General features: G+C 61.2%; 20 protein-coding genes, 1 tRNA gene and 1 pseudogene. 7 read left to right on the forward strand and 15 right to left on the reverse strand.

From position 1 onward, the window contains the following. Window positions 1–48: 48 nt before the first annotated feature. Both ACIP8I_RS21225 and ACIP8I_RS21230 read right to left on the reverse strand, forming a co-directional pair. Window positions 49–789, reverse strand: a complete 741-nt coding sequence (locus ACIP8I_RS21225; RefSeq protein ID WP_400763659.1) for a tetratricopeptide repeat protein — start codon at window positions 787–789, stop codon at window positions 49–51. Continuing rightward, window positions 786–1466, reverse strand: coding sequence for a Fe2+-dependent dioxygenase (locus ACIP8I_RS21230; RefSeq protein WP_095139806.1), 681 nt, complete (start codon window positions 1464–1466; stop codon window positions 786–788). The genes ACIP8I_RS21225 and ACIP8I_RS21230 overlap by 4 nt, the downstream gene beginning before the upstream one ends. Before the next feature lie 207 nt (window positions 1467–1673). Here ACIP8I_RS21230 and ACIP8I_RS21235 point away from each other — a divergent pair, with 207 nt between their 5' ends. The 3 genes from ACIP8I_RS21235 (at window position 1674) to ACIP8I_RS21245 (ending at window position 7506) form a co-directional block, all read left to right on the forward strand. Continuing rightward, entirely contained in the window at window positions 1674–3995 is a 2322-nt protein-coding gene (locus tag ACIP8I_RS21235; protein WP_400763663.1) for a TonB-dependent receptor, read from the forward strand. A 214-nt stretch (window positions 3996–4209) separates the two neighbouring features. Beyond that, a complete protein-coding gene (locus ACIP8I_RS21240) occupies window positions 4210–6738 on the forward strand; it encodes a PepSY domain-containing protein (RefSeq protein WP_400763666.1) in 2529 nt (842 codons plus the stop codon). A gap of 366 nt (window positions 6739–7104) precedes the next feature. Further along, window positions 7105–7506: an endonuclease domain-containing protein gene (locus ACIP8I_RS21245; protein WP_400763668.1), complete on the forward strand. Its 402-nt coding sequence runs from the start codon at window positions 7105–7107 to the stop codon at window positions 7504–7506. A 16-nt stretch (window positions 7507–7522) separates the two neighbouring features. On the opposite strand, the gene ACIP8I_RS21250 is transcribed toward ACIP8I_RS21245, so the two are convergent. The 4 genes from ACIP8I_RS21250 to ptsP all read right to left on the reverse strand — a co-directional run bounded on the left by ACIP8I_RS21250 (window position 7523) and on the right by ptsP (window position 14779). Beyond that, entirely contained in the window at window positions 7523–9064 is a 1542-nt protein-coding gene (locus ACIP8I_RS21250; RefSeq protein WP_400763671.1) for an alkaline phosphatase D family protein, read from the reverse strand. A 167-nt stretch (window positions 9065–9231) separates the two neighbouring features. Beyond that, complete coding sequence (locus ACIP8I_RS21255; protein ID WP_400763674.1) at window positions 9232–10965, reverse strand: PTS fructose-like transporter subunit IIB; 1734 nt, start codon at window positions 10963–10965, stop codon at window positions 9232–9234. Between the two features lie 11 nt (window positions 10966–10976). Continuing rightward, window positions 10977–11918: a 1-phosphofructokinase gene (gene pfkB / locus ACIP8I_RS21260; protein ID WP_400763677.1), complete on the reverse strand. Its 942-nt coding sequence runs from the start codon at window positions 11916–11918 to the stop codon at window positions 10977–10979. Next, complete coding sequence (gene ptsP / locus ACIP8I_RS21265; protein ID WP_400763680.1) at window positions 11918–14779, reverse strand: phosphoenolpyruvate--protein phosphotransferase; 2862 nt, start codon at window positions 14777–14779, stop codon at window positions 11918–11920. Before ptsP ends, pfkB begins: the two co-directional genes overlap by 1 nt. A 306-nt stretch (window positions 14780–15085) precedes the next feature. Here ptsP and cra point away from each other — a divergent pair, with 306 nt between their 5' ends. Both cra and ACIP8I_RS21275 read left to right on the forward strand, forming a co-directional pair. Further along, entirely contained in the window at window positions 15086–16081 is a 996-nt protein-coding gene (cra, locus tag ACIP8I_RS21270; protein ID WP_108591456.1) for a catabolite repressor/activator, read from the forward strand. 3 nt (window positions 16082–16084) lie between these two features. Next, window positions 16085–16861, forward strand: coding sequence for a TatD family hydrolase (locus tag ACIP8I_RS21275; protein ID WP_400763684.1), 777 nt, complete (start codon window positions 16085–16087; stop codon window positions 16859–16861). A 260-nt stretch (window positions 16862–17121) separates the two neighbouring features. Here ACIP8I_RS21275 and ACIP8I_RS21280 read toward each other — a convergent pair whose 3' ends face one another. From ACIP8I_RS21280 to ACIP8I_RS21305, 6 genes and pseudogenes are all read right to left on the reverse strand, one after another. After that, window positions 17122–17511 (reverse strand): hypothetical protein, encoded by a 390-nt coding sequence (locus ACIP8I_RS21280; RefSeq protein WP_400763687.1) that lies wholly within the window; start codon window positions 17509–17511, stop codon window positions 17122–17124. Window positions 17512–17754: 243 nt separating this feature from the next. Then, entirely contained in the window at window positions 17755–18684 is a 930-nt protein-coding gene (locus ACIP8I_RS21285) for a methyl-accepting chemotaxis protein (RefSeq protein ID WP_371921117.1), read from the reverse strand. Next, a pseudogene (locus ACIP8I_RS21290) lies at window positions 18661–19752 on the reverse strand (methyl-accepting chemotaxis protein); the annotation flags it as partial. The pseudogene ACIP8I_RS21290 and the gene ACIP8I_RS21285, both read right to left, overlap by 24 nt. 321 nt (window positions 19753–20073) lie before the next feature. Next, window positions 20074–20913 (reverse strand): regulatory signaling modulator protein AmpE, encoded by an 840-nt coding sequence (gene ampE, locus ACIP8I_RS21295; RefSeq protein ID WP_103367761.1) that lies wholly within the window; start codon window positions 20911–20913, stop codon window positions 20074–20076. Next, on the reverse strand, window positions 20910–21470 hold the full coding sequence (gene ampD / locus ACIP8I_RS21300) for a 1,6-anhydro-N-acetylmuramyl-L-alanine amidase AmpD (RefSeq protein WP_003221563.1): 561 nt from the start codon (window positions 21468–21470) through the stop codon (window positions 20910–20912). Before ampD ends, ampE begins: the two co-directional genes overlap by 4 nt. A 64-nt stretch (window positions 21471–21534) precedes the next feature. Then, window positions 21535–23721, reverse strand: coding sequence for a DUF1631 domain-containing protein (locus ACIP8I_RS21305; protein ID WP_400763692.1), 2187 nt, complete (start codon window positions 23719–23721; stop codon window positions 21535–21537). A 370-nt stretch (window positions 23722–24091) separates the two neighbouring features. Here ACIP8I_RS21305 and nadC point away from each other — a divergent pair, with 370 nt between their 5' ends. Then, the gene (gene nadC, locus ACIP8I_RS21310; RefSeq protein ID WP_400763695.1) at window positions 24092–24940 is read left to right on the forward strand and encodes a carboxylating nicotinate-nucleotide diphosphorylase; all 849 of its coding nucleotides are present in this window, start codon (window positions 24092–24094) and stop codon (window positions 24938–24940) included. A gap of 52 nt (window positions 24941–24992) precedes the next feature. Here nadC and ACIP8I_RS21315 read toward each other — a convergent pair whose 3' ends face one another. After that, the gene (locus ACIP8I_RS21315; RefSeq protein ID WP_007961446.1) at window positions 24993–25292 is read right to left on the reverse strand and encodes a DUF6388 family protein; all 300 of its coding nucleotides are present in this window, start codon (window positions 25290–25292) and stop codon (window positions 24993–24995) included. Between the two features lie 276 nt (window positions 25293–25568). On the opposite strand from ACIP8I_RS21315, the gene ACIP8I_RS21320 reads away from it, so the two are divergent. Next, window positions 25569–26063, forward strand: coding sequence for a hypothetical protein (locus ACIP8I_RS21320; RefSeq protein WP_400763698.1), 495 nt, complete (start codon window positions 25569–25571; stop codon window positions 26061–26063). 4 nt (window positions 26064–26067) lie between these two features. On the opposite strand, the gene ACIP8I_RS21325 is transcribed toward ACIP8I_RS21320, so the two are convergent. Both ACIP8I_RS21325 and ACIP8I_RS21330 read right to left on the reverse strand, forming a co-directional pair. Next, window positions 26068–26140 (reverse strand) — tRNA-Thr (locus ACIP8I_RS21325). Between the two features lie 257 nt (window positions 26141–26397). Then, a partial coding sequence (locus tag ACIP8I_RS21330; protein ID WP_400763700.1) for a S1 RNA-binding domain-containing protein occupies window positions 26398–26921 on the reverse strand: 524 nt, incomplete at its 5' end.

The following is a 26921-nucleotide window of genomic DNA, read 5'->3' on the forward strand; positions in this document are numbered from 1 at the left end:
CATGGGCTTTTTTGTATCTGCTGATCCCTGTAGGAGCTGCCGCAGGGCTCATGCGCAACGGCGGGCGTATTCCGTTGCCAAGGCTCGAAACCTGGGTTCGGCTGCGGCGGCCAGCGTCTGACTTGCTACCCGCAGGAAGTTCTGATTACCACCCGCCAACGCTTTCTCCAACCACACAACTGCCTCATCGACCAAGCCCTCATCCGCCAACACCGCCGCATGACTGAACTGCCCTCGAAAATCCCCACCCTCGGCCGAACGCCGATACCAGTCGTGAGCCGCTGTCAGATCCCTCGGGCACACCCGCCCTTCTTCCAGATAACGTCCCAGCAGGTTCATTGATTTGGCATGGCCGGCTTCAGCGGCGCGTCGATACAGGTCCAGTGCCTGAAGTTGATCCTCAGGTATCCCGCGCCCGGTGGCGAGCAGATTGGCCAGGTTGTACATCGCCCAGTCCAACCCGTTTTGCGCAGCGATCCGATAATGCCGCGCGGCAACCGCAGCATCCGCCACACAGCCCCAACCATGCTCATGGCAGCGACCGAGCATGTTGCGCGCCATCAGGTGACCCTGCCCGGCAGCGATGCCAAACCAGCGCAGCGCCAATGGCGCATCCTGAGCGATGCCGCGACCATCGAGCAGGATCTGTCCGAGCAGCGCCTGCGCTTCAACAATGCCCTGCCCCGCCGCCAGCAGAATCGCCTGCGCGGCGCGGGCCGGGCTTTCTTCGAGCATGGCACTGAGCTGGGCGCCGTCGAGCACTTCTTCGCGCCGCAGTTGAAAACTCATACCTCGACCCAGCGCCGCAGCAGATTGTGATAGGTGCCGGTGAGGCGGATCAGTGACGGGTGATCGGGCATGTCTTGAGTGAGTTGCTGAATTGCGCCGTCCATCTCGAACAACAAGGCGCGCTGGCTGTCTTCGCGCACCAGGCTTTGTGTCCAGAAGAACGACGCATAGCGTGCACCGCGGGTGACGGCATTGACCTTGTGCAGGCTGGTGCCGGGGTACAAAACCATGTCACCGGCGGGCAGTTTCACCCGTTGCGTGCCGAAAGTGTCCTGGATCTCCAGCTCGCCGCCGTCGTAATCCTCGGGCTCGCTGAAAAACAGCGTGGCTGACAGATCGGTGCGCACCCGCTCGATGCTGCCTTTGGGCTGACGCACGGCGTTGTCGATGTGAAAGTCGAAACTACCGCCCGCCGTGTAGCAGTTGAGTAACGGCGGGAATACTTTGTGCGGCAGCGCGGCGGACATGAACAGCGGATTTTTCCACAGCCGTTCGAGCATCGCTGCGCCGATTTCCTTGGCCAGCGGGTGGCCTTCCGGCAGTTGCAGATTGTGCTTGGCCTTGGCCGACTGATAGCCGGCGGTGATCTTGCCATCGGCCCAATCAGCCTGCTCCAACGCCTCGCGGATGCGCTGCACTTCTTCTTTGGCGAACAGGCCGGGGATGTGCAGCAGCATGGCGATCGTACCTGATGGTAAAGGGGCGCCAATGGTATTGATTCTTATTGGCTGTGTAAAACCCGCATGACGAATGAATCGGTAAAAACCGTAAGGTTAAATTGTAAAGAATGTAAATTCGTCGCGAATAACAATGTTTCGCAATTGATACGAATACCTGTTTACCCTATATTCCGCGACCTCAAATCCTTGGGGAGGGGAATAAAAATGTCACGTCAACACGCTCAATTGCCGGTCAGTTCACCACGCTTGCTCGCTTCGGCCATTGGTGTCGCCATCACCGCCGGTTCCGCTGGCCACATGGTCTTCGCCGCAGAAAAGACCGACAGCAAAGCCTCCGGCAATGCCATCGCCCTGGACGCTACCGCCATCACCGGCGAAGCGCAGGACCCGACGTCCTACCAGGTCGAAAAAGCCTCCTCGCCCAAGTACACCGCGCCGCTGGTCGATACCCCGCGCTCGGTCACCGTCATCCCGCAACAAGTCCTCAAAGACACCGGCGCCCTGAACATGCAGGATGCGCTGCGCACCGTGCCGGGCATCACCTTCGGTGCCGGTGAAGGCGGTAACCCGCAGGGTGATCGTCCGTTCATTCGTGGTTTCGACGCCCAGGGCGACACCTACCTCGACGGCGTGCGCGACACCGGTTCGCAGAGCCGCGAAATCTTCGCCGTGGAAAACATTGAAGTCAGCAAGGGCCCGAACTCGGCCATCGGCGGTCGTGGCGCAGCTGGCGGCAGCATCAACCTGGTGAGCAAGAAAGCGCACCTGGGCAATTCGTTTGATGGTGGTTTCACCTGGGGCTCCGACCAGACTCAGCGCTACACCCTGGACGGCAACTACCAGTTCAGCGACACCGCTGCCGGCCGCCTGAACCTGATGAGCCACGAGAGCAACGTCGCCGGTCGCGACAAGGTCGACTACGACCGCTGGGGCATCGCGCCGTCCCTGGCGTTTGGCCTGGGCACCGACACCCGCGTCAACCTCGACTACTACCATCTGGAAAGCAACGACACCCCGGACTCGGGCATTCCTTACACCATTCCAAAAGCTGGTTCGGCTGCACGCACCAAGTCCAACCCGGACAAGCCGTACGCCGGTGGCGATCACAGCAACTTCTACGGTCTGGATCGCGACTTCCGCAAGGGCCGCACCGACACCGCGACCTTCGCCATCGAGCATGACCTGAGCGACTCGCTGACCATCAAGAACACCCTGCGCCACGGCACCAGCATGCAGGATTACATCCTGACTCAGCCGGACGACAGCAAGGGCAACGTCAACAATGGCAGCGTTTGGCGCCGTGCCAACACGAGGGTCAGCAACACCGAGACCACCACCAACCAGACTGATCTGTTCGGCAATTTCTACGTCGCCGGTTTCAAGAACAGCTTCTCCACCGGTGTCGAATACACCCGCGAGGAAGGCCAGAAGTCCTCGTACAACGTCAACACTGACACCACCCCGCGCACCAGCGCCGCGACCACCAATTGCACCCCGTCGATGATTGGCGCATCGAGCGGCTACAACTGCACCTCGCTGTCGAACCCGAACCCGAACGATCCGTGGAACGGCGCGATCTCGCGCAACTACGCCGGCACCGACACCAAGGCCAACACTTACGCGCTGTATGCGTTCGACACCCTGGAGTTGTCCGAGCAGTGGCTGGTGAACATGGGCCTACGTTACGACCACTTCTACACCGACTACAAAACCTACACCAACGCCGGCACCACCACCTCCAAGGGTGATGACACCAGCGAATTCGTCACCGGTCAGTTCGGCGTGGTCTACAAACCGGCACCGAACGGCAGCATCTACGCCTCCTACGCGACCTCCGCGACACCACCGGGCAACACCCTGGGCGAAGGCATGGAAGGCAACCCGCTGGGTGGCACCCCGGATCGCAATGGCAACCTGCTCAAGAGCGACATGGAGCCGGAAACCACCAAGAACTACGAAATCGGCACCAAGTGGGATCTGTTGAACGATCGCCTGTCGCTGACCGCTGACGTGTTCCGCACCGAGAAAGAAAACGCTCGCGTACAAGTCGACACCACCTCCTACGAGAACGCCGGTAAGACCCGCGTGCAGGGTATCGAGCTGTCGGCCAGCGGCAAGATCACTGACAAGTGGCAAGTATTCGCCGGCTACGCCTACATGGACAGCGAACAGGTCGACGGTGGTGACCTGCCGGCCAACAAGGCCAACAACGGCAACGAACTGCCTAACACCCCGAAAAACAGCGCCAGCCTGTGGACCACTTATCAGGTCACGCCGAAGCTGACCATTGGTGGCGGTGCGTTCTATGTCGACGACGTCTACGGCAGCGTGGCCAACACCACGATGGTCGATTCCTACGTACGTTACGACGCGATGGCCGCCTACAAGCTGAGCAAGAACGTCGACCTGCAACTCAACGTGCAGAACCTGACCAACGAAACCTACTACGACAAGTCCTTCTCGACCCACTTCGCCAACCAGGCGGCGGGCCGTACGGCGCTGTTGAGCACCAACTTCCACTTCTAAGGAACCTGTAGGAGCTGCGGCACGCTGCGATCTTTTGATCTTGATTGTTAAAAACCAACATCAAAAGATCGCAGCCTTCGGCAGCTCCTACAAAGAACAAAGCCCCGTTCATTCATGTGAACGGGGTTTTGTGCGTAATAAAGAACGCTTCTCGATAACCCACGGCATAATGCGCGCCGTGATGACAAATTTTCGAACGAACAAGGCGAGCGACGTGTTGAAGAAAACCCTGTTCCAGTTGCACTGGTTTTTCGGCATCACTGCCGGGCTGGTGCTGGCCCTGATGGGCATTACCGGTGCCGCCTATTCGTTTCAGGACGAAATCCTGCGGGCGCTCAATCCATCGGTATTGCAGGTGGAAAAGCAGGTCGCCGGCGTCCTGCCTCCCGTCGAGCTGGTGGAACACATCGAATCGAGCTCCGGCAAAAAGGTCTCGATGCTCTGGGTCGAGACCGACAGCGGCAACGCCGCGCGCGTCTACTTCACCCCGCCCAAAGGCGAACGCCGTGGCGAGATGCGCTACTTCGATCCGTACACCGGCGAGTTCATGGGCGACGCGGTGGGCCAGGACTTCTTCGGCCTGATGCTGCAACTGCACCGCTTTCTCGCCATGGGCGACACCGGGCGCAACATCACCGGCGCCTGCACCCTGATTCTGCTGTTCTTCTGCCTCTCCGGGCTGTACCTGCGCTGGCCGCGACAGTGGAACAGCTGGCGCGTGTGGCTGACCCTCGACTGGAAGAAAAAGGGCCGCAGCTTCAATTGGGACCTGCACTCGGTGGCCGGCACCTGGTGTCTGCTGGTGTATCTGCTGCTGGCGTTGACCGGGTTGTCCTGGTCGTACGAGTGGTACAACAAGGGCCTGACCAGACTGCTTTCCGATGCGCCGCAAAACGAGCGTGTGCGCGGCGGTCGCGGCCCGGCGCCGGAAGGTCCGGCACCGACTGCCGACTACGCGGCGATGTGGAGCAGCATCTACAGCGCTGCCGGCCCGGGCCTGTCGGCCTACAACATCCGCATGCCGCCAGTGGCCGGGCAACCGGCGACCGTGTTCTACCTGCTCGACAGCTCGCCGCATGATCGCGCGCTGAACCAGATCACCCTCGACCCGGCCACCGGCGTGGTCAAACGCGTCGACCGCTATGCCGACAAGAGCTTCAAGGCGCAGTTGCTGACCAGCATTTACGCGCTGCACGTCGGCAGCTATTTCGGTCTGGTCGGACGAATCATCGTCACCCTCGCCGCCGTGTGCATGCCGCTGTTTTTCATCACCGGGTGGCTGCTGTATCTGGATCGCCGGCGCAAGAAAAAGCAGATTCAGGACGCGCGCAAAGGTCTTCGGGCACCGAACGCAGATACACCGGCATGGCTGGTGGGTTTCGCCAGCCAAAGCGGTTTTGCCGAACAACTGGCGTGGCAGACCGCCGGCCAATTGCAGGCCGCCGGCTTGCCGGTGAAGGTGCAGCCGCTGGCGAACGTCAGCACGCAGGATTTGCGTGAGTCGAATAACGCACTGTTCGTGGTCAGCACCTTCGGCGACGGCGAAGCCCCGGACAGCGCGCGTGGTTTCGAGCGCAAAGTCTTGAGCAACGCTGCAAGCCTCGACGGTCTGAACTATGCGGTACTCGGACTCGGTGACCGCCAGTATCAGCATTTCTGCGGTTTCGCCCGACGTCTGCATCAATGGCTGGGCGAACACGGTGGCAAGACCCTGTTCGCTCCGGTGGAAGTCGACAGCGGCGACCCGTACGCCCTGCGCCACTGGCAAACCCAGCTCGGGCAGCTGACCGGACAAGCGCCGGTCGACACCTGGCAAGCGCCGAGCTACGCCAACTGGACGCTGGTCAGCCGCGAATTGATGAACCCCGACAGCAGCGGCGCGCCGGTGTACCTGCTGGGCCTGAAGGCGCCGAGCACCAGCAGCTGGCTGGCCGGCGATCTGGTGGAAGTGCTGCCGCGCAACTGCCCGTGGGCCATCGAACACTTCCTCGACGGCCTTGGCATTCGTGGCGAAACCACGGTGAAGATCAACGGCCTCGAAGAGCCACTGGAAGTGGCCCTCGCCAGCCGCCAGTTGCCCGAACATCGCGCGCATCTGGTCGGCCTGCATGCGCAGGCGCTGGTGGATGCGATGGTGCCGCTGGCCATGCGCGAATACTCGATCGCCTCGATTGCCGCCGACGGTGTGCTGGAACTGATCGTGCGTCAGGAACAACACGCCGATGGCAGCCTCGGCATCGGCTCCGGCTGGCTGACCGAGCATGCACCCGTGGGCGGCAGCATCAGCCTGCGCGTGCGGCGCAACAGTGGCTTCCACTTGCCGAACCAACCGGTGCCGATGATTCTGCTGGGCAACGGCACCGGCCTCGCCGGGCTGCGCAGTCTGCTCAAGGCGCGCATCGCCGACGGTCAGCAGCGTCACTGGCTGCTGTTCGGCGAACGCAATCGCGAGCACGACTTCCTCTGCCGGGCGGAGCTGGAAGAGTGGTTGATCAATGGCGATCTGGCGCGACTCGATCTGGCGTTTTCGCGGGATCAGGCGCAGAAAATCTACGTCCAGGATCGCCTGCGCGAATCCGCTGACGAGCTGAAGAAATGGCTGGCTGACGGTGCGGTGATCTACATCTGCGGCAGCCTGCAGGGCATGGCCGCTGGCGTCGATCAGGCACTTAGCGACATCCTCGGTACCACCGAAGTCGAACGTCTGATCGAACAGGGCCGCTATCGCCGCGACGTGTACTGACTCAGCCAAAGAGCCCCTCACCCTAACCCTCTCCCGGAGGGAGAGGGGACTGATTGGGGGATGCCGGATAAATACGCCGACCTGAAGGTGATGTACCGAATCCGTAATCGACTCGGTCTTTCAGGTCGATGTACAACTCGATACAACTCCGTAGGCTCCCTCTCCCCGAAAAAGAGGAGGGCTGATTGGGGATGCCGAATTACGCCGCTATGAAGGTGATTCACCGAATCCATAATCGACTAGGTCTTTCAGGTCGATGTACAACTCGATACAACTCCGTAGGCTCCCTCTCCCTCCGGGAGAGGGCTGGGGTGAGGGTCCTCGTCTACAGTGAGATTTCCAGCCACTTCACAAGGATCGTGAAGCATGCAAAATCGCCTCACTCTCGCTCAGTTCGCCCGCCAGTTACGCAGCAGCCAAACCGGTTGCGAACAATTACTCTGGCAAAAACTTCGTTCACGCCAAGTCGCCAATCTGAAATTCCGCAGGCAGTTTCCATGTCCGCCCTATGTCCTGGATTTTTACTGCGTAGAGCTGAAACTGGCGATTGAGCTGGATGGGGGTCAACACTATGAAATAGCGGGCTTGATCCACGATCAACGTCGGACGCTTTTCCTGGAACGTCAGGGCATTGAAGTTGTGCGATTCAGTAATCTCGAAGTAATGCAGCAGATCGATGATGTACTGGAGCAAATCACAAGAATTGCCGCGAATCGAAAAACACCCTCACCCTCCAAGCGGTCCGACATTTCGGGAGGGCCGGGGTGAGGGTTGTTTTTGAACTTCAAACTGGCTGCAATTTCTGCTCGAAAACCGCCACCCCATTCAAATCCCGCAACACCACACTCATCTCCCCGCTCTGCCCTTCGATGTTCACCTCGCCAAAGAACTGAAACCCGGCAAACGGTGAAGCATTCTGGGTCGGCGGTGCCTTCTGGAACACCACTTCCGGGCCGAAGGTCTTGTCCAGCGGATTAGGACCGAAACTCCCGGCATTCAACGGCCCGGCGACAAACTCCCAGAACGGTTCGAAGTCCTGAAACGCCGCGCGATCCGGGTGGTAGTGATGCGCCGCGCAGTAATGCACGTCCGCCGTGAGAAACACGAAATTGCGCACGTTTTGCGCCCGCAGAAAACCGAGCAGTTCAGCGACTTCCAGCTCGCGTCCCTGCGCCGGGCCGGGATCGCCGTTGGCCACCGCTTCCCAGCGCGCCACGCCCGGGCTGACTTCACCGTCGGGTACGCCGAGGCCGATCGGCATGTCGGCGGCGATCACCTTCCACTGCGCCCTGGAGTGCTTCAAGCCACGCTTGAGCCAGTCCAGTTGTTCGCGCCCCAAAAACGCTTTGGCCGCGCCGAGGTTGTCGTCATTGGCGCCGCGATAGCTGCGCATGTCGAGCACGAACACATCGAGCATCGGCCCGTAACTGAGCTTGCGATAAATTCGCCCGCCGCCGTCGGCCGCCTGCAAACGCATCGGCGAATATTCCAGCCAGGCCTTGCGCGCGCGACCGACCAGGGTGTGGATATCTTTTTCCTGATAACGCTCGTCGAGCTGCTTGCCCGGCGACCAGTTGTTGACCACTTCGTGGTCGTCCCACTGCCAGATCTGCGGTACTTCGGCGTTGAAACGGCGGATGTTTTCGTCCATCAGGTTGTAGCGGTAGTTGCCGCGATAATCGTCGAGGGTCTGGGCGACTTTGCTCTTGGCTTCGGTGGTGAGGTTGCGCCAGATCCGCCCGCCTTCGGTGGTGAGTTGCGCGGGCACCGGGCCGTCGGCGTAGATGGTGTCGCCGCTGTGGATAAAGAAGTCCGGCAGGCGCAGGCGCATGGATTCGTAGATGCGCATGCCGCCGATGTCCGGGTTGATGCCGAAACCCTGTCCGACGGTGTCGCCGCTCCAGACGAACCGAATGTTGCGCCGCGCCGTCGGGGCGCTGCGCAAATGGCCGAGCCACGGTTCGCTGGCGACGCCGGTTTGTGCGTCCTTGAAATACACCCGATAGAAAATCGCCTGATCGGCGGGCAGCCCGGTGAGTTCGACACGGGCAGTAAAGTCGCTGCGCGCATCGGCCAGTGGCGAGACCACACGGCGCGGGTGACGAAACTGACTGCGGGTGTCCCACTCGACCACCATCCGCGCCGGCCGGTCGCTGCGGCTCCAGATCATCGCGCGGTCGCCTTGCAGGTCGCCGGACTGCACGCCGTCGGTGAGTTGCGGCCGATCCTTGACCGACGCAATCACCGCCGGCGCCAGCCCCGGCATCAGCAGCCCGGCACCGACAACCTGCATGACCCGTCGGCGACCGATGTTGAAATCGCTCATGCGTGTTCTCCCTGAAAAAAGGAAAACTTAAGCACGGCTATATGAACTCGCCATGACACCCTGCTTTTGTAGGAGTGAGCCTGCTCGCGATCGCGGTGTTTCAGTCAACCTCCATGTCGCAGAAAGATTGCTATCGCGAGCAGGCTCACTCCTACAGGGGGGCGTTGTCAGGCATTGACGGGTTCGACCGCCAACTCAACGGCTTCCGGCCGTTTGACCGCCGCGTAAACCACCGCCGTCAACAAACTCCCCGCGACAATCGCCAGCAAATACAACAGCGCATGATTGATCGCATTGGGGATCGCCAGCACAAACAAACCACCGTGCGGCGCCATCAGTTTGCAGCCGAAATACATCGACAACGCACCGGTCAACGCACCGCCGGCAATGCTCGCCGGAATCACTCGCAGCGGGTCTTTCGCGGCAAACGGAATCGCCCCTTCGGAGATAAAACATAGCCCCAGCACCAGCGCCGCTTTACCGGCCTCGCGCTCGGTCTGGGCGAACTTGCGCCGGGCGATGAAGGTGGCGATGCCCAGCCCGATTGGCGGCACCATGCCGGCGGCCATGGTCGCGGCCATCGGTGCATAACTCTGCGACGCCAGCAGCCCCACCGAGAACGCATACGCGGCTTTGTTGATCGGCCCGCCGAGGTCGACGCACATCATGCCGCCGAGCAACACGCCGAGCAGAATCGCGTTGGTGGTACCCATGCTGTCGAGAAAATGCGTCAGCGCCGCGAGCATCCCGGCTACCGGTTTGCCGACCACGTAGATCATCACCAGCCCGGTGAACAGGCTGGCGAACAACGGGATGATCAGGATCGGTTTCAGCGCTTCGAGGCTCTGCGGCAATGCCACATAACGACTGATGGCCTTGGCCGCATAACCGGCGATAAACCCGGCAACGATCCCGCCGATGAACCCCGCCCCCAGCGTACTGGCGAGCAAGCCACCGATCATCCCCGGCGCCAGGCCCGGACGGTCGGCGATCGAATAGGCGATGTAACCGGCAAGCAGCGGCACCATCAGCTTGAACGCGGTCTCGCCACCGATCTGCATCAGCGCCGCCGCCAGCGTGCCCTCTTCCTTGAACGCGGTGATGCCGAAAACGAACGACAAGGCGATCATCAAACCACCGGCCACCACCATCGGTAGCATGAACGACACACCGGTCAGCAAGTGTTTGTAGACCCCGGTTTTCTCTTGCTTGGACGGCGCCTTGCCGTCGCTCGCAGCGCTCTCCACCTGAGCTTCGGCGAGGGCTTTTTTCAGTGTGGCTTCGGATTGCTTGAGCGCAATGCCGGTGCCGCAGCGGTAGATTTTCTTGCCGGCAAAACGCTCGGTGGCGACTTCGATGTCCGCCGCCAGCAACACCACGTCAGCCTCGGCAATCGCCGTAGCGCTGAGCGGAGTTTTCGCGCCCACCGAGCCTTGGGTTTCGACGTGCAGTTCATAGCCCAGACGCTTGGCCGTTTGCTGCAACGCCTCGGCCGCCATGAAGGTGTGGGCGACGCCGGTCGGGCACGCGGTGATGGCAACGATGCGCGGCGCACGTGGCGCAGCGGCAACGGGGACGGCTTCGCTGGCGACGTAAATTTCGGCCTCTGCGGCACCGCGACGCAGCACCGCTTCGACATCTTGCAGCGCTTGCGCCGGGGCGATGCGGAACACGCGCTTGCCGACAAAACGCGTCATGTCGATGTCACCGGTGGCGACCAGCAGCACCCACTCCGCGGCCGCGATGGTGGCAGCCGACAGCTCACGTTCCGGGTGCGACGCATCCACCACTTCAACGCTGGTGCTCCAGCCCTGACGCTGGGCCGCCGCATCAAGCAGACGGGCGCACAGCACACTGGTGACCATGCCGTTCGGGCAGGCCGTGACAATGGCTAACTTCATGACAAACCCTCTTATTGTTCTGTCAGGGGACGCACGCGTACGCCCTGTTCGAGCTGCGCCAGTTGCGCCGCATCGTTGATGCCGAAACCGATCTGCGTCACCGCCATCGCGGCAATCGCCGTGGCCGTGCGCAAGGTCTGCTCAGGCGTGTCGGCACGGAGCAACCCGTGGAGCATGCCGGCCAGCAGCGAATCGCCGGCACCTACCGTGCTGGCGACCGTAACCTTCGGCGGCGTGGCATGCAGCGCCGAGCCGACACTGAACCAGTTCACCCCGTCGGCGCCGTGGGAGATCACCACGTGCTCGATACCCTTGGCGTGCAGGCACGCCGCCGCCTGCGCTTCGGCGGCGTGGGAGACCACATCGCAATCGAGCGCATCGGCGAGTTCTTCGGTGTTCGGCTTGATCAGCCACGGGCGCGCTTCAATGGCCGCGCGCAAGGCTTCGCCACTGCTGTCGAGGGCGACTTTCAGGCCGAGACCGTTCAGGCGTTCGATCAACTCGCGCAACCACTGCGCGCTGACGCCGCGCGGCAAACTGCCGGCGACCACCACCGCGTCATGCCCCGGAGCGATCTGCAGCAGACGCTCAAGCAACGCCTGCTGCGCTGCCGCATCGACTACCGGCCCCGGACCGTTGATGTCGGTGATGCGCCCGCTCTGCTCTGCCACTTTGATGTTGCTGCGCGTCTCCCCCGGCACGCGGATGAACGCGTCGACAAAACCGCGCTTGGCGAACAGGGTTTCGAAGGCTTGCAGATTGTCTTCGCCGAGAAAGCCGCTGACCGTCAGTTGATGCCCGAGGTCTGCGAGTACCTGGGCGACGTTCACGCCTTTGCCGGCAGCATGGGTGTGCATCTCGTCGCTGCGGTTGACCTGACCGGCCTCCAGGCGTGGCAGCTCGACCGTGAGGTCCAGCGCCGGGTTGAGGGTCAGGGTGAGAATCTTGGCCATTACAGGGCCTCCACTAATGCACGCACTTCGTTCGCGCTGCCCACGGTGAGGGCTTGTTGAGCAAGGGTTTGCGCCTGAGTCAGGCTGAGTTCGCGGATGCGCGCCTTGACCTCGGCGATGCTGCGCCCGGACACGCTCAGCTCATCGACGCCGAGGCCGACCAGCACCGGCACCGCCAGCGGATCCGCCGCCAGCTCGCCGCACACACCGACCCACTTTCCATGGGCATGCGCGGCACGCACGGTGATGTCGATCAGTTGCAGCACCGCCGGGTGCAGGCCGTCAGCCTGGGCCGAAAGCGTCGGGTGACCACGGTCGATGGCCAGGGTGTATTGCGTCAGGTCGTTGGTGCCGACGCTGAAAAAGTCGACTTCCTTAGCCAGCACCGGCGCCAGCAATGCGGCGGACGGTACTTCGATCATGATCCCCAGTTGCAGATCAGCGACCGGGATTTCCAGGCGCAAGCGCTCGGTCATGTCGCGGGCCTGACGCCATTCTTCGACGCTGCCGACCATCGGGAACATGATCCGCAGCGGCCGGTTATCCGCCGAACGCAGCAAGGCGCGCAATTGCGCTTCCATGACCTGTGGACGCTGCAAGGTCAGGCGAATGCCGCGCACGCCGAGGAACGGGTTTTCCTCCTTGGCGATCGGCCAATATGGCAGCGGTTTGTCGCCGCCGACATCAAGGGTGCGCACCACCAGCGGTCGCCCGGCGAGGCCGTCGAGAACGCGGCGGTATTCGGCTTCCTGAGTGGCTTCGTCCGGCGCCTGCGGGTGGGCCATGAAAATCAGTTCGGTGCGCAGCAGGCCAATACCTTCGGCGCCCTGCTCGACCGCAGCGGTAACGCCGGCGCTTTCACCGATGTTGGCGAACACTTCCACGGCGTGACCGTCCGTGGTGTGCGCCGGTTGATGGCGTTGTTCGGCGGCAGCCTTGAGGCGCTGCTCGCGGGTGTCGCGTTCTTCGGCGGCGCGTTGCAGAGTCGCGGCATCGGCGTCGACATGCAGGCGACCGCGCTGGCCGTCGAGCAGCAACGGCGTGCCCGGTTCCAGCAGCAACACTGCTGCACCCGCACCGACCAGCGCTGGAATCCCGAGAGCACGGGCGACGATTGCACTGTGCGCGGTGGCGCCGCCGCGCGCGGTGAGAATCCCGGCCACTCGCGCCGGATCGAGCCGCGCCACATCGGACGGGCCGACCTCGTCCATCACCAGAATGTACGGTTGCTCCGGCTCGTTCGGCGTTTGTACGCCGCAAAGTTGCGCCAGCACCCGGCGCCCGATATCACGCAGGTCTGCGGCCCGCTCAGCGAGCAACGCGTCCTGCAGCGCTTCCTGTTGCTTGGCTGCTGCTTCGATCACCGCCATCCACGCCGCTTCGGCGCTCTCGCCTTGCTTGAGGCGCGTGTCGACTTCGTCGGTCAGTTCCGGGTCGTCGAGCATTTCCTGGTGGGTGATAAAGATCTCGCGGATCGCCTTGGCCTTGCTGCGTTCGATCAGGCCCTGAATGTCACTGCGCACATCGCTCAGCGCTTGCTTGAGACGTTCGCGCTCGATGGCGGCAGACTCGCCGCGCAACGGGTAATCAATGGCCTGCTGCACCTGAATGTGCGCCGGGCCGATTGCAATACCCGGCGCGGCAGGAATCGCCTGCAACTGCGCGCCGGACGCCGGGGCGATCAGCACCTCGGCGATATCGGTGATGACTTCGCGTTGCTGACTCACGGCCGGCAGCGGTTCGACTTCTTCGCCGAGGCCTTCTTCGATAGCGGCCAGCAGCGCCGGCAAGGCGTCGGCGGCGATGCTCGGCTCGGCGATCAACTCCAGCACCTGACCACGACGGGCGCCGAGGCTCAGCAGTTTGCTCAGGCTTTTTACCGACACGGCGCTATCCGCGCTGTCGACGATACGCACACGGATTTCACCGTCGAAACTCTTCGCCAGTTGCGCAAGGATCTTCGCAGGACGAGCGTGCAGACCATGGGCGTTAGCCAAGGCAATACGCGCGCTCGGCCAGTCGGCGGGCAGTTCGCCACCGAGCACTTCGAGGACTTTGCGGCTGCTGGTGGCGCGGCCCAATTCATGGCCGCGCCCTTCGATGAGCAGCGCACACAGACGTTCGAGCAGCGCCTGATGCGCCTCACCCAGACTGGCCAGACAGAACAGACCGCTGAGCGGCTGGCCGAGGTAACGCATCGGTTTGTCCGGAGTGACGAACGCCAGGCCCGGACGCTTCACGGTTTGCTCGCTGTGCAGCCACCACAGGCCATCGCCCAGCGGCAGCGCTTCGACTTGTTGCAACACACCGGCAAAACCGTTGCTCACACAATCGGCCTGCCGCAGCAGACGCGCGCCACGCCAGACCAGTTCTTCGAAATCATCAGCCGACACGCCGAGGCCGATCATCTGCGCATCCAGCGCCAGTTCCTGTGGCGCGCCTTGCAGCAATTTCAGCAGCGCCTCGGGAGAACTGGCGCGACGCAGGGCCTGACCCAGATCGGTCTCGCCGAGGGCTCGGGTCAGCAGTTGCAGCAGACGCAGGTGTTCGTCGGATTTGGCGGCGATGCCGATCGCCAGATAAACGATCTGGCCGTCGCCCCAATCCACGCCCTCGGGAAACTGCATCAGCCGTACGCCGGTGGCGAACACCTGATCGCGGGTTTCCGGGGTGCCGTGGGGGATGGCAATACCCTGGCCGAGAAAGGTCGAGCCCTGGGCTTCCCGGGCCTGCAAACCGGCGAGGTAGCCATCGGCGACCAGGCCATCGGCCACCAGATGATTGGCGAGTAATTGCAGGGCGGCGGGTTTATCCACAGCCGATTGGCCCATGGATATCTGCTCTATAGTGAGCTCGAGCATGCGATCTCCTTTTTGGCACATGGATGCGCCAGGATATTGTTTTGAATGGTCACAGCTTAGGCGCTGGTCAGCCTGCTTTTCAGCGGCAGTTTTGGCGGTTTCACGGCAGAACCGGCCAAAGGCGTCTAAAACGTAGAAAATACGCTTGCTGAAACGTTTAATCTAGATGGATCGGCACGTTACTCGATAATGTCTCATCCTTGAAGTCCAACTTGTCGGATGCGCTGCGACAATAGTCGTCTGCCCGAATCGGGTAGGATTGGCGAAAATGTGGCGGCAAGCTCGAAAAAACAAGGAAATCCCGGGTTGAAACTCAGTGATATCGCGCGGTTGGCCGGAGTGTCCGTGACCACCGCCAGCTACGTCATCAACGGCAAGGCCGAACAGCAACGCATCAGCAACGCCACGGTCGAGCGGGTGCGTGCGGTCGTCGAACAGCACGGCTTCACCCCCAATCCACAAGCGGCCGGGTTGCGCAGCCGGCACACGCGCACGTTGGGTTTTATTCTGCCGGATCTGGAAAACCCCAGTTACGCGCGGATCGCCAAACTGCTGGAGCAAGGCGCGCGGGCGCGGGGTTATCAGTTGCTGATCGCCAGCTCCGACGATGCGCCGGACAGCGAGCGCCAGTTGCTGCAACTGTTCAAGGCGCGCCGTTGCGATGCGCTGATCGTCGCCAGTTGCCTGCCGGCCGGTGACGACAGCTATCGCCAGTTGCAGGCCAAGGGCTTGCCGATCATCGCCATCGACCGGGTCATGGAACCGGAGCACTTCTGCTCGGTGATCAGTGACGACCGCGAAGCCAGCCTGCACCTGACTCAGAGCCTGCTCGACCCGCAGCCGAAACAGATCGTGCTGCTCGGCGCGCGTCCGGAGCTGAGCATCAGTCAGGAACGTGCTGCCGGTTTCAAACAGGCACTCGCCGACTTCAAAGGCGAAGTGCTGATCGAGCACGCCGAGTCCTTCAGCCGCGAATGCGGCAAGCAATTGATGGAAGAACTCCTGCAACGTCTGGGGCATTTGCCGGATGCGCTGGTGACCACGTCCTACGTGCTGTTGCAGGGCGTGTTCGATGCGCTGCATGACTTCCCGCTCAAATCCCGGCCGCTGCGCCTGGGCACCTTCGGTGACACGCAGTTGCTGGACTTCCTGCCGCTGCCGGTCAACGCCATGGCCCAGCAGCACCAGTTGATCGCCGACAAGGCCCTGGAGCTGGCACTGGCTGCGGTTGAGCAATCCGAATACAAGCCTGGCGTGCAGGCCATCGCCCGCACTTTCAAGCAGCGTATTCACCGGGACTGAACCGTGGAGTTGATCGACAGCCACACCCACCTCGACTTCCCCGACTTCGACGCCGATCGCTCGGCGCTGCTCGCCGAAAGCCGCGCCCTCGGGGTGCGGCGAATGGTGGTGCTGGGGGTATATCAGGGCAATTGGCAACGGGTGTGGGATCTGGTGCAGAGCGATGCCGACTTGTACGCAGCATTCGGTTTGCATCCGGTGTACCTCGATCAGCATCAGCCCGAAGACCTGCGCGCACTCGGCGACTGGCTGACGCGGCTGCGCGGCCATCGACAGTTGTGCGCGGTGGGCGAGATCGGTTTGGATTACTTCATCGAAACCCTCGACCGCGAACGCCAGCAGGCGCTGTTCGACGCGCAACTGCAACTGGCGGCAGATTTTGAACTACCGGCGCTGATCCACGTGCGCCGCAGTCACGCGGCGGTAATTGCCACGCTCAAACGCTTCAAGCTCAAACGCGCGGGGATCATCCACGCCTTCGCCGGCAGCCGCGAAGAGGCCCGCGAATACATCAAGCTCGGTTTCAAACTGGGGCTGGGCGGCGCACCGACCTGGCCGCAGGCGTTGCGCATGCATCGGGTATTGGCGGAGTTGCCGCTGGATTCGATCGTGCTCGAGACCGACTCGCCGGACATGGCGCCGGCGATGTTCCCCGGAATACGCAATACCCCCGCGCACTTGCCGGCGATCTGCGCGGCACTGGCTCAATTGATGAAAATCAGTCCCGAACAACTCGCCGCCTCAAGCACCGCCAACAGTTGCGAAGTGTTCGGCTGGTAACACAACCTCTGTAGGAGCTGCGGCACGCTGCGATCTTTTGATCCTGGCCCTTGAAACAAGATCAAAAGATCGCAGCCTCGTTTCACTCGGCAGCGCCTACAGGCAGTTCGCGTGAGCCCTGGCTGCGTCAGGGTCAGGCTGGTAACACAACCTCTGTAGGAGCTGCGGCACGCTGCGATCTTTTGCTCCTGGCCCTTAAAACAGGATCAAAATATTGCAGCCTCGTTTCACTCGGCAGCTCCTACAGACAGCTCCTGCAGTCAATTCGCGTGAGCCCTGGCTGCGTCGAGGATCAAGGTCATGTGCTGGCGATGATGAACGAAACGCAGTAGCGCGAAGTACGCGAAAAGCACGATCAGTGACGCATTCAACTGTTCAGTCACACTGAGTAGTCCAATCCATTCCATGACCAACGCCACCAGCAGCGCAGTGCACACGGTTACCGAGGCGCTGAAGCGCAGCAATCCCAGCGAATCCAGGGACTTGAAGCGTTTGATCTGTCTGGGGCAGCGCAACTCCAGCGCTTTCTGGCAGTGTGCGCAGGTGAACGGTTCGTTGATCGCAATGGCGTTGAGTTGCCACGGTTTTAGCAACTGCGTGGTCTGGCAATGAGCACAACGGCCCTGGATTCCCAGGGTTGCAACGGACATGAGCGGCCTCCTCGACGCAATCAGCGGAACTCGGATACTGGCTCATTAATGACGAAAAGCCAGCCGTCGAAAGAAAACAGGATTTGGCTTACAAGCGTAAGTATCAATGCATTACAAAATGTTCTGACATTACCGCCCTTGTAGGAGTGAGCCTGCTCGCGATAGCGGTGTATCAGCCAACAATTGAATTGACTGACACACCGCTATCGCGAGCAGGCTCACTCCTACAGAATTCGCGCTCGATCAGACGCGGAACGCGCTGATCAGTTGTTTCAGCTCCACTACCTGCGCCGACAGTGCCCGGCTGGCGTCTTCGGTCTGATGTGCACCTTGGGCCGTGCGCTCGCCGGCGCGGTTGATCTCGACGATGTTCTGGTCGATGTCATGGGCCACGGCGGTCTGCTGCTCCACGGCGGCGGCGATCTGCTGGTTCTGGTCGACGATCATGCCGACCGCGCCGAGGATGTTTTCCAGCGCCTGCTGGACCTTTTCCGACTGCCCGACCGTGCCGTTGGCCATCTGATGGCTGACGCCCATGGCTTTCACCGCCGCGCCGACGCCGCCATGCAGCTTGGCGATCATCTGTTCGATTTCTTCGGTCGATTGCTGGGTGCGCTTGGCCAACGTACGCACTTCGTCCGCCACCACCGCAAATCCTCGGCCCTGCTCTCCGGCGCGGGCGGCTTCGATGGCGGCATTGAGCGCCAGCAGGTTGGTCTGCTCGGCAATGCTTTTGATCACTTCCAGCACGCGGCTGATCGACTGGCTGTCGCTGGCCAACTGGTTGATCACCAGTACCGATTGATCGATCTCGCTGGCCAGCGCGGCAATGCTGCCCTGCTGCGACTCGACCAATGTACGACCGCTGACGGTTTCGTCATTGACGCTGTGCGCGCTGCTCACCGCTGCCGCCGCGCTGCGTGCAACTTCCAGCGAGGTGGCCGACATCTGATTCATCGCGGTCGCCACTTGCTCGATCTGCGTGCGCTGCCCGGCCACCGCCTGATTGCTTTGCGCGGAGACGTTTTCCACCTGACCGGCCTGGCGCTCGACCTCAGCCACGGTCTGCCCGACTCGTTCGATCAGGTCGTGGATTTTCCTCACCGTGCCGTTGAATACCTCACCCAGCTCACCCAGCTCATCGCGGCTGTTGGCCTTGAAGTTAACCGTCATGTCACCGGCTGCGACCTTGTCCATCATCGCGCCTAAGCGTTTAAGCGTGGTGCGGGTCGAGGCGTAGAAACCACCGTAGAGATAGAAAATCAGCACGAACACCACCGACAGCGCCACAGCCTGCAGGACCATGTGCGTGCGGTTCTGTGCCAGCCGCTGTTGCAATTGGGTATCGAGGAATTTCAGCGTCGCATCGTTGAGCTGGTAAGTCTTGTCCATCAGCCCGGTGACCTGGTCGTAGAACGCTTGCCACGGCGTATCGAGAGTCTCGGCCACCACGACTTTCTCTTCGAACAGCTCGCTGGCCTGTTTGAGCGAGGTTTTGCTGCTGTCGGCCTGGGCACTGAGGCCGGCGCGCGCGGCCTGGCTGGAGTCGAGGGCGTCGGTCAGTTTCAGAGCGTATTCGGCCTGGAGTTTTTCGATCTGCGCCAGCAACTCGTCAAACCGGGTACTCGACGAGCTGTTCAGAAAACCTTGGCCCAGTGAATAAGCACCGATGGCCCGGCCCTCGCCGAGGGTCTGGGTTACCGCAGGGGTGATGTTGGTGAGCAGTTCGCTGAGCTGGCGGATATCACTTTGATTGTCTCGGCTCAGACCGGCCTGACTGGCGATGATCTGGCTGAAAATCTGCGCGTTGCCGAGCAGTTTGCCGATCATCCCGCTTTTGCTTTGCAGGGAGCTTTCCGCTTGCTGGGCCTTGAACGCGCTGAGCATTTCATCGCGTTTGCCGTCGAACAACTTGATCTGCTCGGGATCGTCGGTCATTGCCTGCAGACCTTGCAGACGGGCCAATACGGTTTGTTCCAGACTGTTGATCTGCGCTTCGAGGTTGTCGGCCTTGCCGGACTGCCCGAGGACGACGTTGATCTGCACCCGATTGTTCAGGGTTTCCAGATCCCGGCGCAGGGTCAGGCTGCTGCCCAGAAGGTCGAGGCTCTGCAACTCGACCCGGGTGCCCTGGAATTCGCGATAGGAATCGCGCACCAGATAGAAATTGGTCACCAGCATCGGCACCAGGAACAGCACGCTGATCAGGCTGAACTTCATGCCGAAGCTCAGACGGTTCATCAGCGAGACGGCGGGATAGAGCAAGCTCTTCACTGGAAGTCTCCCTTGGTTTTTCTTGTTTTTATTGGCAGGCGCGGGGCGACAGCAGATAGCCACTATCGGGCGCTGTCTCTGTATAGCTCAAATCGGGGAGAGGTTTTGTAACTTAAGGTTAACGACTGTCTGGGGCAGATCGCTCACCCTGTGGCGAGGGAGCTTGCTCCCGCTCGGCTGCGCAGCAGACGCAAATCGCTTGGACGCGTTGTTTATGATGAACAGCGAGGGCGGCTTCGCCACCCAGCGGGAGCAAGCTCCCTCGCCACAATGAATTTCACCGAGGGTTCAGTGAATCAAGACTGTCCACAAGGCAAACCCGGCATACCACAGCACCGCCGCGCGCAGCAGCAGTTCCCACAGGCAATCGAGGGTGTTGATACCCTCAGGCCCAACCACCGGCGGCGGGATCTCCCCCGCTGCCAGCCCGACCTTGTTGATCAGCTGCGCAGCGCTGATGTTCCAGTTCAGCAGCTCATGCAACATCACCCGGCTGACCGCAACGAAGTTGCCGACCAGCGCAAGGCTGGCAGCCAGCAGGCGCACCGGCAACCAGTCAAAGGCGTGACGTAACTGGCCGGCACGTTCGGCGAGCGCCGGGTTCTGGCTGTGTTCTTCCGCCAATGCGAGCAAGCGATAAGCCAGCGCCGCCACCGGACCGAGCACGAAGTACCAGAAGATCACCGCGAAGAAACTTTGATAGGCCTGCCACAACAGGTGCCCCTGGACCCGATCCAGCAATTGCTCACCACTGTCGGCGCAGATATCCAGATCACGCTTGGCCACATGCGCGGCCGCTTGCAGGTCTTCACGGCGCCAGGCGTCACGAAATGGCCCGAGGCCACCGAGCAGATCACCGCGCCCCAAGGCGTAAATCACCACCAGCAAGTGCACCGGCAAGGCCAGCAAGCCGTACGCGACGGGTTCCAGTACCACCAGCAACAAGGCAAGCAGCGCCACCGGCAGCAACACCAGAATCGTCAGCACCAGCCATGGTCGCTGGGCCAGGCGCGCGCTGGTTTCGAGTTTGTGCAGTTCGCGGATCCATCCGCCATCGCGTTGAACCCGATGGCGCAGGGCCGAGAATTTCTCGATCCAGACCGCCAGCAGTAACACCAGAAAACTCATTGTCCTTCCTCTTGTGCCAGGGCTGCGCGGTAACGCGCCCAGTCGAATGCCGGGCCAGGATCGGTCTTGCGCCCGGGTGCGATGTCGCTGTGCCCGCAGATACGGGCGCCGGTGATGGCCGGAAATGCTGTTTGCAGCTGACGCGTCAACGTGATCAGCGCCTGATACTGCGCATCGGTAAAGGGCAGATCATCGGTGCCTTCGAGCTCGATGCCCACGGAAAAATCGTTACAGGTTTCGCGCCCCTCGAACATCGACACGCCAGCATGCCACGCCCGCTCAAGACAGGAGACAAACTGGGTGACGCTGCCGTCACGTTCGATCAGAAAATGCGCCGAGACCCGCAGGTCGGCAATCCCTGCAAAATAGGGATGCTCGGTGACATCCAGACGATTCTGGAAGAATTCCTGCACCTTGCCGGTGGCGAACTGCGCCGGCGGCAGGCTGATGTTGTGGATCACCAACAGGGAGATTTCGCCCGCAGGGCGTTCATTGAAGTTGGGCGATGGGCAGACCTGCACCCCGTGACACCACCCGCTAGCGGGATCCAACTGCATACCGATTCCTTCAACGCCGACTGTGTTGGCGCCCAGTATGCCGTGATCGGCCCCCGGCGCGCGATCACTTGCCGCGATTGAGTCGCCGCAGGTTGCCCAGCACCGACTCCAGCGCCCGGTCGAACAGCAAGGTGTCATCCAGTGCCCGCACCGCGCCACGGCGGAACTCCAGGGCCAGATCGACGCGGCTACGCTCCAGCACTTTCATCCCGGTGCGGTCGACGAACACGTATTTGCCGGTAGCCTTGATGATCGCTGCCAGCTTGCAACGCAGGCTGTGCTCGTCGTCTTCCTGGAACGCGACCCAACTGCCCAGGCGCAATTGCTCCACCTGCCGCAACCCGGCGTCATCATGGGCAAGGCCTGTCGGATTCAGGCTGCCTGAGTTCTCGTCGGCGGATCGCAGGGTAATGTGCTGCGACACCTCGACCAGCGTCGCTGGGTCGGCCGGTTCCTGCCCGGCAGCAGGGTCGAGTGCCCGCACATGCAGCGCTTCCAGCTCGCTAAAAAACTCGCTGGTGGCAAACGGGTCGAACGCTGCACTGCTCAGGCCGTCACGCAGTGACTTGAGCAGGCCTGGCACCAGTGCCAGCAAACGCAGGCCGGCGTCCGCCTCGTCGTGACGCTGCACGCTCCAGATCAATTGTTCCATGGTCTGCACATCGGCCTGCCACTCAGCGCAGTGGTCGCCATGTTTGAGGCACGTCAGCAGCAGCACTTTGCTCCACGCATCGCGGGCAAACGTCACCACCGACGGCGGCAAGATTTTACCCAGCAGCGCCTGATTCAACGCTTGCTCGACGCGCTGGCGGGCCAGTTCGGTTTTCGCCCGCCCCTCTTCGGCATCGCGCAGACGCTGCTCGAGCAATTCGCTGCGCCGCCGCTCATCGCTGGTGAAGGCCAGGAAATCGGCGAGCAACTCGGAGAAAATTGCCGGGTCGTCGACGAAATCACTCAACAGGCGCTGCACCACTTGTTCGATGCGCAGATACAGGCTGTCACGCGCCTCGCCATTGCAATCGCCCCAGCCCATGGCGGCATCGGCGATTTCATTGAGCAGGCGCCGCGCCGGGTGGCTGCTGCGGCTGAAGAAACTCTTGTCGAGTACTGCCACCTTGAGCATCGGAATCTGCAATCGGGCGATCAACGCCTTGAGCGAATCGGGCAGGTTACGGTCTTCGAGGATGCAATCGAAGACCATGGCGATCAGGTTGATCACGTCTTCATCCGCGCCGTCGACGATGCGTGATTTGCCGCTCCTGACGCTGACCCGCGTCAGCAGTTGCTCGAGCTGATTGCGCAGATCGAAATCGTCCTGCGCCGCCAGTGCCGGGACGTATTGCTGCAAGTGTGAAAGCAGGCGCAATAGATCGCGGGTGCTGATCGGTTGCGCCGCCGCACTCGGCTCCAGGGTCGGCGCGACGCTGCCGCGCACGTGCAGCAGCAGTTCCTGCAACGCGGCGAAGACTTCCTGCACGCTTTCGTCGGCGGGCGCGGGTTCGTCACGTTCTTCGCTGCTGATGCTTGCTGCCGCACGCTCGATTGCGCGGCGTGCGGGGGCCGGTTGCAACTCAGGCAACACGCCGGTGGCGACCAGCAATTGATTGGCTTCGGCATACAACTGCTCGGTATCGGCCAGCACATAGCGTTCGAACAGTTTGAGCAGGATCAGCTTGACCTTGATCTCCACGCCCAGGTTACGTCCGGCCTGCAGAAAAAACTCGCAGAGCATCGCCGGGCCGAGCGGGTTGTGTTGGTTATCGAAATCCTTGCCCAGCAATACGTTGAGCCGCGCGGTCAGTTGATCGAGGGCAAAGCCGTCACGCTTGAGCACCCGGCCGACCATGGTTTCGACCGCCACGCTGCGCTCCATGTCATCGGTACGCGGTGCCGAATCCTCGAATATCAGCGTGCCGGGCAATGTAGGTTGTGCGACTTCGTATTGAATCAGCGCGACGAAGGCTTCGAAGAATTGTTCGAGAAAACCCCGTTCGATGTTTTTGCGCTTGAGGCGCAGATCGCGCATGGCTTCGAAAAAGATGTTCTGTTCGACGTCATTGCGCGCCCGGTCGGCCATTTCGAACAGGGTGTCGTCGGCGTTATCAAACAGCTCCTGCAAGCCGTGGCGCAGTTGCTGGGCAGCCTTGTCGCGGACCTGAAGCAGAATCACAGGCAGGCGGGCGAGCGGCGAATGATTCGCCTGATCGGTAGCGGCCTTGTGCAAAGGCACTACATTCCCGTCGTTGTGCATCCAAGCCTCCTGAAACGGTGATTTCACTGGGCATTTACCGCGCAATTCCCTGTGGGAGCGAGCTTGCTCGCGAAAGCGGTGTGTCGTTCGCCAAAACTGTCACTGACAAACCGCTTTCGCGAGCAAGCGCGCTCCCACATCGGCGTCAAAGCCATGACGTCAAATGCAAGGCGGATTATCTTGCAAAACTTGTCCCCGACGCTATAGCCGTCAGGGTTTCCCCTATGCACGCGACACCTTCCAGTGACCACGAAAAACCGCGCTTTGCTCACAGAAAATCGACCAGTTGCAGTCTGGCACGCGCGTTCTCGCCTTGGGTTGGCTCCTGCCATGCCCCTATAATCGGCGCACTTAGTTTGTGGAGCCCGTTATGCCGAATTTACGTCTCGCCGATTTGACCGCCGAAATCGAAGCCAACGTGCGCCGTGCGTTGCTCGAAGATGTCGGCAGCGGCGACATCACCGCACAACTGATCCCGGCCGAACGTCTGGCCAAAGCCACCATCATCACCCGCGACGACGCCGTTATCTGTGGCACGGCGTGGGTCGATACGGTGTTTCGCCAGCTCGATCCGCGCGTCGCGGTGCATTGGCAGGTGCGGGACGGCGAACGGGTCAAACCCAATCAGCCGCTGTTTCATCTGGAAGGCCCGGCCCGTTCGTTGCTGACTGGCGAACGCAGCGCGCTGAACTTCCTGCAACTGCTGTCCGGCGTGGCAACGCGTGCGCAGTATCTGGCGGACTTCGTGGCGCAGACCCAGGTCAAGCTGCTGGATACCCGCAAGACCCTGCCGGGCCTGCGTCTGGCGCAGAAATATGCAGTGACCTGCGGCGGCTGCCACAACCACCGCATCGGCCTCTACGACGCGTTCCTGATCAAGGAAAATCACATCGCCGCCAGCGGTGGCATCGCGCAGGCCATTGCCGCCGCGCACAAGATCGCGCCGGGCAAACCGGTGGAAATCGAAGTGGAGAGCCTGGAGGAGCTGAAGGAGGCGCTGGCAGCCGGCGCCGACATCATCATGCTCGACGAGTTGAGCCTGGACGACATGCGCGAAGCCGTGCGTCTGAACGGCGGCAAGGCGAAGCTGGAAGCCAGCGGCGGCATCAACGAAAGCACGCTGCTGCCGATCGCCGAGACCGGGGTGGATTACATCTCGATCGGTGCGATGACCAAGGATGTGAAGGCAGTGGATCTGTCGATGCGCCTGAGCCTCTGAAACCGTCACACAATAAAAAACGCCAGCCCGGTTGAGGGCTGGCGTTTTTGTTTCAGACCACCAGATTGTTCATCTCGCAGTACTCTTCCCAGTCGACACCCAATACTTCGGCCGCCTCTTTGTGCAGCTCCAGACGCTTGGCCTCGAACTCCTCCGGGGTGCTGGTGTACTTGAGCGTCAGCTCCCACGGCTGCAAGCCCTGGGCTTCGGCTTCGTCCTCGAACGCCCACTGGATCTGGTCTTTCTGATCATCAGGGCTCAGGTCCTTGATCTCTTCTTTCAAGTCCGGTACGTCCAGAATGTACTTTGCCAGCGCTTGTTCGTGTCGTTGCTCTTGAGTTAATTCGGTCATGGCGTTCTCGCTGATCGTAAGAATGGAGGATGGATCTGGATCATCAAGGATCTCTCTGACGCGGATTGTCCGGCCTTCGGAACCATTCGGGATCATCTGAAAACTGCTAAGCGATGCTCATGCAGGCACCGAATATAGGACGTTTGCCTGACGAATTACACGGCTCTTTACATCTCTCGCACAAAAAGTTGACCTGCGGAACATAAATACGGTTTTCGAGTCATAGCGATGTGCCATAACGGCACTCACCCTCGCTGTCCACAAGGAAAACCCGTGATGCGCAGCTTTTCGAAGATTTGTACCGTTGTGTCTGCCAGTACCCTGCTCGCCGCCATGCTGTTGCCGGCCAGCGCCATGGCGCTTGAATTGAGCAACAGCAGCTCATCCTATGGCGACAAGGTTTCGCTGATTCACAATGACTACGGCAAGAATGTTGTGATCGAAAGCGATATCAGCATCGACGAACTGCAAAAGATCCGCGATACCGTCCGCGATCAGTCACGCCAGATTGAAGAACTCAAACGCAGCAGCGGTTCGAGTTCGAACTCCAGCAGCAAGGAAATCGATGACCTGAAGAGCAAGGTCAAGGATCAGGAACGGCAACTGGATACCCTCGGACGCCAGGTCGAAGACCTCAAGCGCAACAGCGGCTCGAGCTCGAATTCCGCCAGCAGCGAGATTTCCAGCCTGAAGCAGAAAATCAATGATCAGGATCGCGCCATGGATCAGCTCAAGCGTACCGTCGAGGATTTGAGCCGCAAGGTGAAATAATTTTTGCCCGAGACAGGAATCGAACCTGCGACCTTCGCGTTACGAGTGCGCTGCTCTACCGGCTGAGCTACACGGGCGGTGGGCTAAACCTAGCACCGGTCTCGGGCTGCGGCAAATTTGAGCGTGTTTCTGCTGATTATCACTTGTGGCGAGGGAGCTTGCTCCCGCTGGGTTGCGCAGCGACCCCACGCTTTCTGAAGCTGATGTTTTTTACGGCTGCTGTGCAGCCGAGCGGGAGCAAGCTCCCTCGCCACAAAGGCATTTATGGCAGACAAAAAAATGCCCCGCCGTTTTCACGGCGGGGCATTTTCATTGCGCTAAAGCTGTGGACTGATTAAACGCCCGAAGCCTTGGCTGCTGCCACGTCTTTGATGGACAGCTTGATACGGCCACGGTTGTCCACGTCCAGTACCAGCACTTCCACTTCCTGGCCTTCTTTCAGGATGTCGGTGACTTTCTCTACGCGAGCGTCGCTCAGCATCGAGATGTGTACCAGACCGTCCTTGCCCGGCAGGATGTTGACGAATGCGCCGAAGTCGACGATGCGCTCAACCTTGCCGACGTAGATCTTGCCGATCTCGGCTTCTGCAGTGATGCTCAGAACGCGCTGACGAGCAGCTTCTGCGGCATCCTTGGTTTCGCCGAAGATCTTGATCGAACCGTCGTCTTCGATGTCGATCGAAGCCTTGGTTTCTTCGCAGATCGCACGGATGGTCGCGCCACCTTTACCGATAACGTCACGGATCTTGTCGGTGTCGATCTTCATCGCGATCATGGTCGGAGCGTTGGCCGACAGTTCGGTACGCGACTGGACGATGATCTGGTTCATCTGGCCGAGGAAGTTCAGGCGCGCTTCCA

The sequence above is a fragment of the Pseudomonas sp. NPDC088414 genome (assembly GCF_044753325.1).
GTDB lineage: Bacteria > Pseudomonadota > Gammaproteobacteria > Pseudomonadales > Pseudomonadaceae > Aquipseudomonas.

What these genes read in the sequence shown, in the direction of transcription:
- ACIP8I_RS21230 (WP_095139806.1), bottom strand. Translation starts at nt 1,466, where the DNA reads ATGCTGCTGCACATCCCCGGCCTGTTCGCCAAAGAAGAAGTGCAGCGC.
- ampD (WP_003221563.1), bottom strand. Translation starts at nt 21,470, where the DNA reads ATGCAGTTGGATCCCGCTAGCGGGTGGTGTCACGGGGTGCAGGTCTGC.
- ACIP8I_RS21280 (WP_400763687.1), bottom strand. Translation starts at nt 17,511, where the DNA reads ATGTCCGTTGCAACCCTGGGAATCCAGGGCCGTTGTGCTCATTGCCAG.
- ACIP8I_RS21255 (WP_400763674.1), bottom strand. Translation starts at nt 10,965, where the DNA reads ATGAAGTTAGCCATTGTCACGGCCTGCCCGAACGGCATGGTCACCAGT.
- ACIP8I_RS21285 (WP_371921117.1), bottom strand. Translation starts at nt 18,684, where the DNA reads ATGACGGTTAACTTCAAGGCCAACAGCCGCGATGAGCTGGGTGAGCTG.
- ACIP8I_RS21305 (WP_400763692.1), bottom strand. Translation starts at nt 23,721, where the DNA reads ATGCACAACGACGGGAATGTAGTGCCTTTGCACAAGGCCGCTACCGAT.
- ACIP8I_RS21225 (WP_400763659.1), bottom strand. Translation starts at nt 789, where the DNA reads ATGAGTTTTCAACTGCGGCGCGAAGAAGTGCTCGACGGCGCCCAGCTC.
- ACIP8I_RS21320 (WP_400763698.1), top strand. Translation starts at nt 25,569, where the DNA reads ATGCGCAGCTTTTCGAAGATTTGTACCGTTGTGTCTGCCAGTACCCTG.
- pfkB (WP_400763677.1), bottom strand. Translation starts at nt 11,918, where the DNA reads ATGGCCAAGATTCTCACCCTGACCCTCAACCCGGCGCTGGACCTCACG.
- ampE (WP_103367761.1), bottom strand. Translation starts at nt 20,913, where the DNA reads ATGAGTTTTCTGGTGTTACTGCTGGCGGTCTGGATCGAGAAATTCTCG.
- nadC (WP_400763695.1), top strand. Translation starts at nt 24,092, where the DNA reads ATGCCGAATTTACGTCTCGCCGATTTGACCGCCGAAATCGAAGCCAAC.
- ACIP8I_RS21250 (WP_400763671.1), bottom strand. Translation starts at nt 9,064, where the DNA reads ATGAGCGATTTCAACATCGGTCGCCGACGGGTCATGCAGGTTGTCGGT.
- ACIP8I_RS21315 (WP_007961446.1), bottom strand. Translation starts at nt 25,292, where the DNA reads ATGACCGAATTAACTCAAGAGCAACGACACGAACAAGCGCTGGCAAAG.
- ptsP (WP_400763680.1), bottom strand. Translation starts at nt 14,779, where the DNA reads ATGCTCGAGCTCACTATAGAGCAGATATCCATGGGCCAATCGGCTGTG.
- ACIP8I_RS21235 (WP_400763663.1), top strand. Translation starts at nt 1,674, where the DNA reads ATGTCACGTCAACACGCTCAATTGCCGGTCAGTTCACCACGCTTGCTC.
- ACIP8I_RS21245 (WP_400763668.1), top strand. Translation starts at nt 7,105, where the DNA reads ATGCAAAATCGCCTCACTCTCGCTCAGTTCGCCCGCCAGTTACGCAGC.